The 4,831-nt window shown below is 38.5% G+C and carries 7 protein-coding genes; all 7 read left to right on the forward strand.

What is annotated here, in order from left to right; translation table 11 throughout:
* Positions 1-571 precede the first annotated feature (571 nt).
* The 7 genes from COU47_04490 (at position 572) to COU47_04520 (ending at position 4,805) form a co-directional block, all read left to right on the forward strand.
* The gene (locus COU47_04490) at positions 572-757 is read left to right on the forward strand and encodes a hypothetical protein (GenBank protein ID PIR69171.1); all 186 of its coding nucleotides are present in this window, start codon (positions 572-574) and stop codon (positions 755-757) included.
* Between the two features lie 84 nt (positions 758-841).
* The gene (locus COU47_04495; protein ID PIR69172.1) at positions 842-2,680 is read left to right on the forward strand and encodes a hypothetical protein; all 1,839 of its coding nucleotides are present in this window, start codon (positions 842-844) and stop codon (positions 2,678-2,680) included.
* Between the two features lie 3 nt (positions 2,681-2,683).
* Entirely contained in the window at positions 2,684-3,217 is a 534-nt protein-coding gene (locus tag COU47_04500) for a non-canonical purine NTP pyrophosphatase (GenBank protein PIR69173.1), read from the forward strand.
* Positions 3,218-3,228: 11 nt separating this feature from the next.
* Positions 3,229-3,780 (forward strand): hypothetical protein, encoded by a 552-nt coding sequence (locus COU47_04505; protein PIR69174.1) that lies wholly within the window; start codon positions 3,229-3,231, stop codon positions 3,778-3,780.
* Complete coding sequence (locus COU47_04510; protein PIR69175.1) at positions 3,780-4,046, forward strand: transcriptional regulator; 267 nt, start codon at positions 3,780-3,782, stop codon at positions 4,044-4,046. Before COU47_04505 ends, COU47_04510 begins: the two co-directional genes overlap by 1 nt.
* Before the next feature lie 7 nt (positions 4,047-4,053).
* Positions 4,054-4,434, forward strand: a complete 381-nt coding sequence (locus tag COU47_04515; GenBank protein ID PIR69176.1) for a hypothetical protein — start codon at positions 4,054-4,056, stop codon at positions 4,432-4,434.
* Positions 4,431-4,805 carry a hypothetical protein gene (locus COU47_04520; protein PIR69177.1) on the forward strand — a complete coding sequence of 125 codons (375 nt, stop codon included), beginning with the start codon at positions 4,431-4,433 and terminating at the stop codon, positions 4,803-4,805. The genes COU47_04515 and COU47_04520 overlap by 4 nt, the downstream gene beginning before the upstream one ends.
* Positions 4,806-4,831 lie beyond the last annotated feature (26 nt).

Genomic DNA, 4,831 nt, shown 5'->3' on the forward strand with positions numbered 1-4,831 from the left:
GAGCAAATTTCATCCAGCTCTCATGAAGGATTCCGATTCGATAGTGCAATTCTAACTTACTATATTATAGCATATTTGGTTCAAAAAAGCAAGCTAGGTAGTGTGCAGGACTGTGGATAACTCACAATGTAATACAGATAATTTCCAAAAGTTATAAGAATTTTTCTTTGACTAGATACTATATGGACCAAGGGCTTGGGCCCAACTCCCCTAGGGGTGGTCTCGACACATGATTATCTACCTTTTTACATATTTCGTGCGTTATAGAGCCTATTAAGGGCAGTAAATGACATTCCTCAGGCACTTTTCTAACCTCTTTTTCACTGCTTTTCTTGGCTTTCTGTAAAGATATCGTTTTCTTGTTTTCCTGGTATATTTAAGGGGTTCCACAATTTAATATTGCCTAACCCTGGAAACAGGCACGGCATGAAATCCGGCTAAGGAGTAGAAAACCCGTAAGGGGGTTCCTTAGCCGGTTGTCGAGGGAAACTTCGGCATTCTACCCGAAAGGGTAGAGCTCCCCTTGCGGGCTTTCTGCTATTTGCAGGAGGTTAAAACCAGCTAAGAAAAAATGAATGAACAAGAAGCTGACAAACTGTTTGGGCACGTTGTGATTACGGGAATTGTGATAGTGGGGATTTTGTGGCTAAGCGGAGCTTTTGAGGGCAACAAAAAATCTTCTTCTCAGATAAGGGTTGATGTCTACTCAGATTGCGTAGATATGGGAGGTAGAAATTGTAGAGATTTGCTCAGATAAGCCACCCCTAAAGAAGGGTGGTAAAAACTCATCAGGAGCGTAATATAGGGTTTGGCTTAAATCGCCCTAACTTTTGGCTAGCCAATGCCCGTCAAACTCCACAAATTTAGAATAAAAAACTACAAGTCCATTATTGATAGTGGAGACTGCTATTTGAATGGAGATATAACGATATTAGCTGGGAAGAACGAATCTGGAAAAACATCCATTCTTGAAGCATTGGCAGATTTCGACTTCCAAAATGACATAGATGAGACTGCTACCCCGATTCAATTTCCTGAAGAAATTCCCGAAATTTCCATTACCTTTAAGGTGGGCAAGAAAACTCTTGGGGAAATATTCAAAGCAATAGAATTCAGCAAAGGAGTAAAAACTGATGTCGAAATCGAGATACACAAACTGGCCCCTAGTGTGTATGGATTATCTCACCCCTCTGCTTTTACACTTGGAATTAGAGATAAGGAAGTAATTGAAAGTTTAAATAAGGGAATAACAGCTTCACATAAAATTCTTAAAAAGATTGTTGATAAATACCCATCTCTTACAGCAGAGTTATTTGACCTAGATTTAGATAACCCAAATATCATATGGTCCAAGATAAAAAAGTTTGACGAGGAAACCTCTATCAACATAGCTCATATCACTGACGATAAGGATAAAGCTAAATATCACGAAGCGGTAAAGGTTATTAGAGAGGGAGCTCAAGAATTTTTGAGCTTCAGGGAAGTGGAGGAAAAATTTGTAAAGGAATTTAATGAAAAGTGGTGTCCCAACTTCATCCTCTTCAAGTCCTTCGAGGATGTATTCCCAAACAAAGTCCCAATGGCCGAACTCGACTCAAACGAGTGGATAAAGGATTTGTCTTTAGTGAGCGACCTAGATGTAGAGACGGTTAAATCTACAGCAGATAGGGATAAGCATAAACATAAAAAAGACATAAACATAACCCTAAATAAAGATTATGAAAAGTTTTGGACTCAGGATATTTCAAAACTGAGTATTGACTGGGACTCAGCCCATCTTTTCTTTTGGATTGAGGAAGATGGCTACCCATACGAACCCAGCCTAAGAAGCAAAGGAAGGCAATGGCATCTCGCCTTTTACATAAAAGTTTCTGCTCGTTCAACTGAGGATATACCAAACGTCATCCTCATAGATGAACCTGGGCTATTTCTTCATGCTCAAGCATTGAAGGATATTCTTGGTAAGTTGGAAAGCTCGTCAAAAGATGCTCAGATTATTTTTTCCACACACTCACCTTACTTACTTGAAGCAGATAAGCTGTCCAGAATCAGACTCATTCACAGAACTAAAAAAGAAGGGACTAGAGTAGAAAACAAGATTCATGCTTTGGCTGATAAGGAAACTCTAACCCCTATTCTCACCGCTATTGGTCTTGAATTAAGCTCTGGCATAACTCATGTAGATAAAGCCCATAATATTGTTGTGGAGGGACCATCGGATTTGTATTATCTCGAAGGATTCAAGAAGATTTTAAAAAGACCCAATCTCAATTTTGTATTTGGGGGTGGGTCTGGCAATATGCCGTTCGTAGGAACAATTCTCCACGGCTGGGGCTGTAAGGTTGTGTATCTTTACGATAACGACAAAGGCAAAAGAGATGGGGAGAAAAATCTCAAAAACAACTGGCTAGTTTCTAGCGACTTAGTAATGTCTGTCATTGGCTCAGAAGGTTCAATCGAAGATATTTTTAGTAGTTCTGACTTTAAAGACCTTGTGCTGAATAAGCCATCAATTAGTTATAAGGAGAAAAACTCTGAATATGTAAAAAAGAATAGTCTGGATAAGGTTCTACTTGCTAAGCTTTTCTGTGATTCATCATCTAAAATCAAGCTTTCTCCGGATACCGAAAAGAATGTAATCGAGTTATTTGGTAAACTAGAAGAAAAATTTAAGCAATAAATTATGACCCTATATTTCATTACCGGAAACAAAGGAAAGCTTGCTGAAGTCCAAGCGGTTTTGCCAGACGTAGAAGCTCTTGATATTGATTTGCCTGAAATCCAGAGTTTAGATGCTCACGAAATTATCAAGGCAAAGCTCCTAGAAGCTCAAAAGCATCAGAGTGGAGAATTTATCGTTGAAGACAACTCTCTTTATCTTGAAGGGATTAAAGGTTTACCTGGTCCTCTAATCAAATGGTTTTTGAAAACTGTTGGTAATGATGGTTTGTATAAAATGGCCGAAGCTTTTGGAAACTTTAATGCTGAGGCCAAGGTGGTTATCGGTTATTCCAACTCAGGAGGTGAGATTTCTTTCTTTGAGGGAAATACTAAAGGCACAATAGTTCCAGCAAGAGGAAGTGAGGGTTTTGGTTGGGACCCAATCTTTCAGCCAGAAGGGTATGACAAAACTTTTGCTGAATTAACTCCTGAAGAAAAGAATTCTTTTAGTATGAGAAGGATTGCTGTGGAAAAGTTGAAGGAAAAACTTAAATAGACTATATAACTATGAAATTGAATCAACTTCCATCAAAGTGGGAAACCGAGCATCTCATAATATCCGATTCAGAAAAATCTGAACTTTCAGATCTTCAGGCCGTTTTTGATAACTGTTCTTATATAGGTGATTGGACAGGTATGGAAGCGGAAGACGAAGGAAACTACATGGAAGGAGAGTTGGAGCATAAACATGTGCCAGAAGGCCGTTCTGCCGAATATCATAAAGTTCAATCTATCCGATCCAAGGAAGATGGGAAGATGGTTGGCTATTTTATCTTCTATCATGGCTACCCAGACGATAAGACTCTTTGGCTTTCAGTTATGGCCGTTCACACTGACTATCAGGGCAAAAGACTTGGGCAAGAAGCAGTTGAAGGCTTTTTCAATGAAGCTAGAAAGCTGGCGAGCTATGACCGCCTTGCCCTTACCGTGGGTATCAAGAATTGGCCCGCTATCCGTTTCTGGGTTAATAATGGATTTACAGAAATCATTAAGATTAATGGTGATAAGGTTCATAGTGAAAAGACTTTTGCTGACATGTGGCTCGCAAAGAAACTCTAATGGAAGAAATTAAGACTTTTCTCAATGCCAATCTTCAAGTTATTTCTTGGCCTGCTAAGCATGCCAAGAAACAGGCGGTTATTGAATATATGGCTGAAAAGTTTGAAGAAGGCAGGACTTATACGGAATCGGAAGTAAATGAGATTCTTAATAAATTTCATACATTCAATGACCCAGCTCTTTTAAGAAGAGAGTTGTTTGAAAAAAAGTTTTTTGACCGAGATCTGAATGGGGGTAAGTATTGGAAGATTAGTAAACTAATATAAAACAGTTATGAATAACCCCAACTTTCCCAAACTCGGTCCAATTATCATTGGGACTTCAGATATTGAAAAAGCAAAGAAATTCTACATAGCAGTTTTTGGTTTGGTTATTGAAAGTGAAGATAAAAATTATGTAAGTGCTCGTGGTGTTGATGGAACACATATTGAATTAGAGGAAGACTCAGAAAATAGATTTCCGCATTGGGCAGAAAGGAATATTGGAACCTACAAAAATAGTGAGTTTCAAGTCCCCGATATGAAGCTCTTTCTAGAGACTGTGTTAAAGAATGGTGGAAAGATAATCAGTGAGCCAGTATCCAGACCCTGGGGTGATATAGGGGCAGAGTTTACTGACCTTGATGGAAATATCTTTTTAGTCAGTCAAAAATGAAACCAGCCTTTATAGACCATCTAGTTTTAATAGTTAAAGATATAAAAGAAACTGAGAATTTTTACTCTGCATTTCTTGGTGCACCAGAACACCTTGGAGATGAGTCCGTGTCATATAAAATTGGAGAAACTAAAATCTTTTTTGGTTTGCCATATACTGAATGGGCTACTCTCGATAAAGATAGCGGAGGCATAAATCATCTAGCTTTTGGAGTGAAGACTATCGAAGAATTAAAGGAGTTTGAAAGACTGCTCAATGAAGCAGGTATCAAAAATAGCTCCATTCAGATAGATAAATACGGAGACAAAGAGTTTATCTGGTTTGATGACCCCGATGGATACCGTTTAGAGTTTTATTGCCGACCTGAATAAATATGTCTCCTAAAATCACTACCATC

Source organism: Candidatus Niyogibacteria bacterium CG10_big_fil_rev_8_21_14_0_10_46_36 (assembly GCA_002772995.1).
GTDB lineage: Bacteria > Patescibacteriota > Minisyncoccia > 1-14-0-10-42-19 > 1-14-0-10-42-19 > 1-14-0-10-46-36.

Coding starts and splice junctions, on each gene's coding strand:
- COU47_04495 (PIR69172.1), top strand. CDS start 842: ATGCCCGTCAAACTCCACAAATTTAGAATAAAAAACTACAAGTCCATT.
- COU47_04515 (PIR69176.1), top strand. CDS start 4,054: ATGAATAACCCCAACTTTCCCAAACTCGGTCCAATTATCATTGGGACT.
- COU47_04490 (PIR69171.1), top strand. CDS start 572: ATGAATGAACAAGAAGCTGACAAACTGTTTGGGCACGTTGTGATTACG.
- COU47_04500 (PIR69173.1), top strand. CDS start 2,684: ATGACCCTATATTTCATTACCGGAAACAAAGGAAAGCTTGCTGAAGTC.
- COU47_04505 (PIR69174.1), top strand. CDS start 3,229: ATGAAATTGAATCAACTTCCATCAAAGTGGGAAACCGAGCATCTCATA.
- COU47_04520 (PIR69177.1), top strand. CDS start 4,431: ATGAAACCAGCCTTTATAGACCATCTAGTTTTAATAGTTAAAGATATA.
- COU47_04510 (PIR69175.1), top strand. CDS start 3,780: ATGGAAGAAATTAAGACTTTTCTCAATGCCAATCTTCAAGTTATTTCT.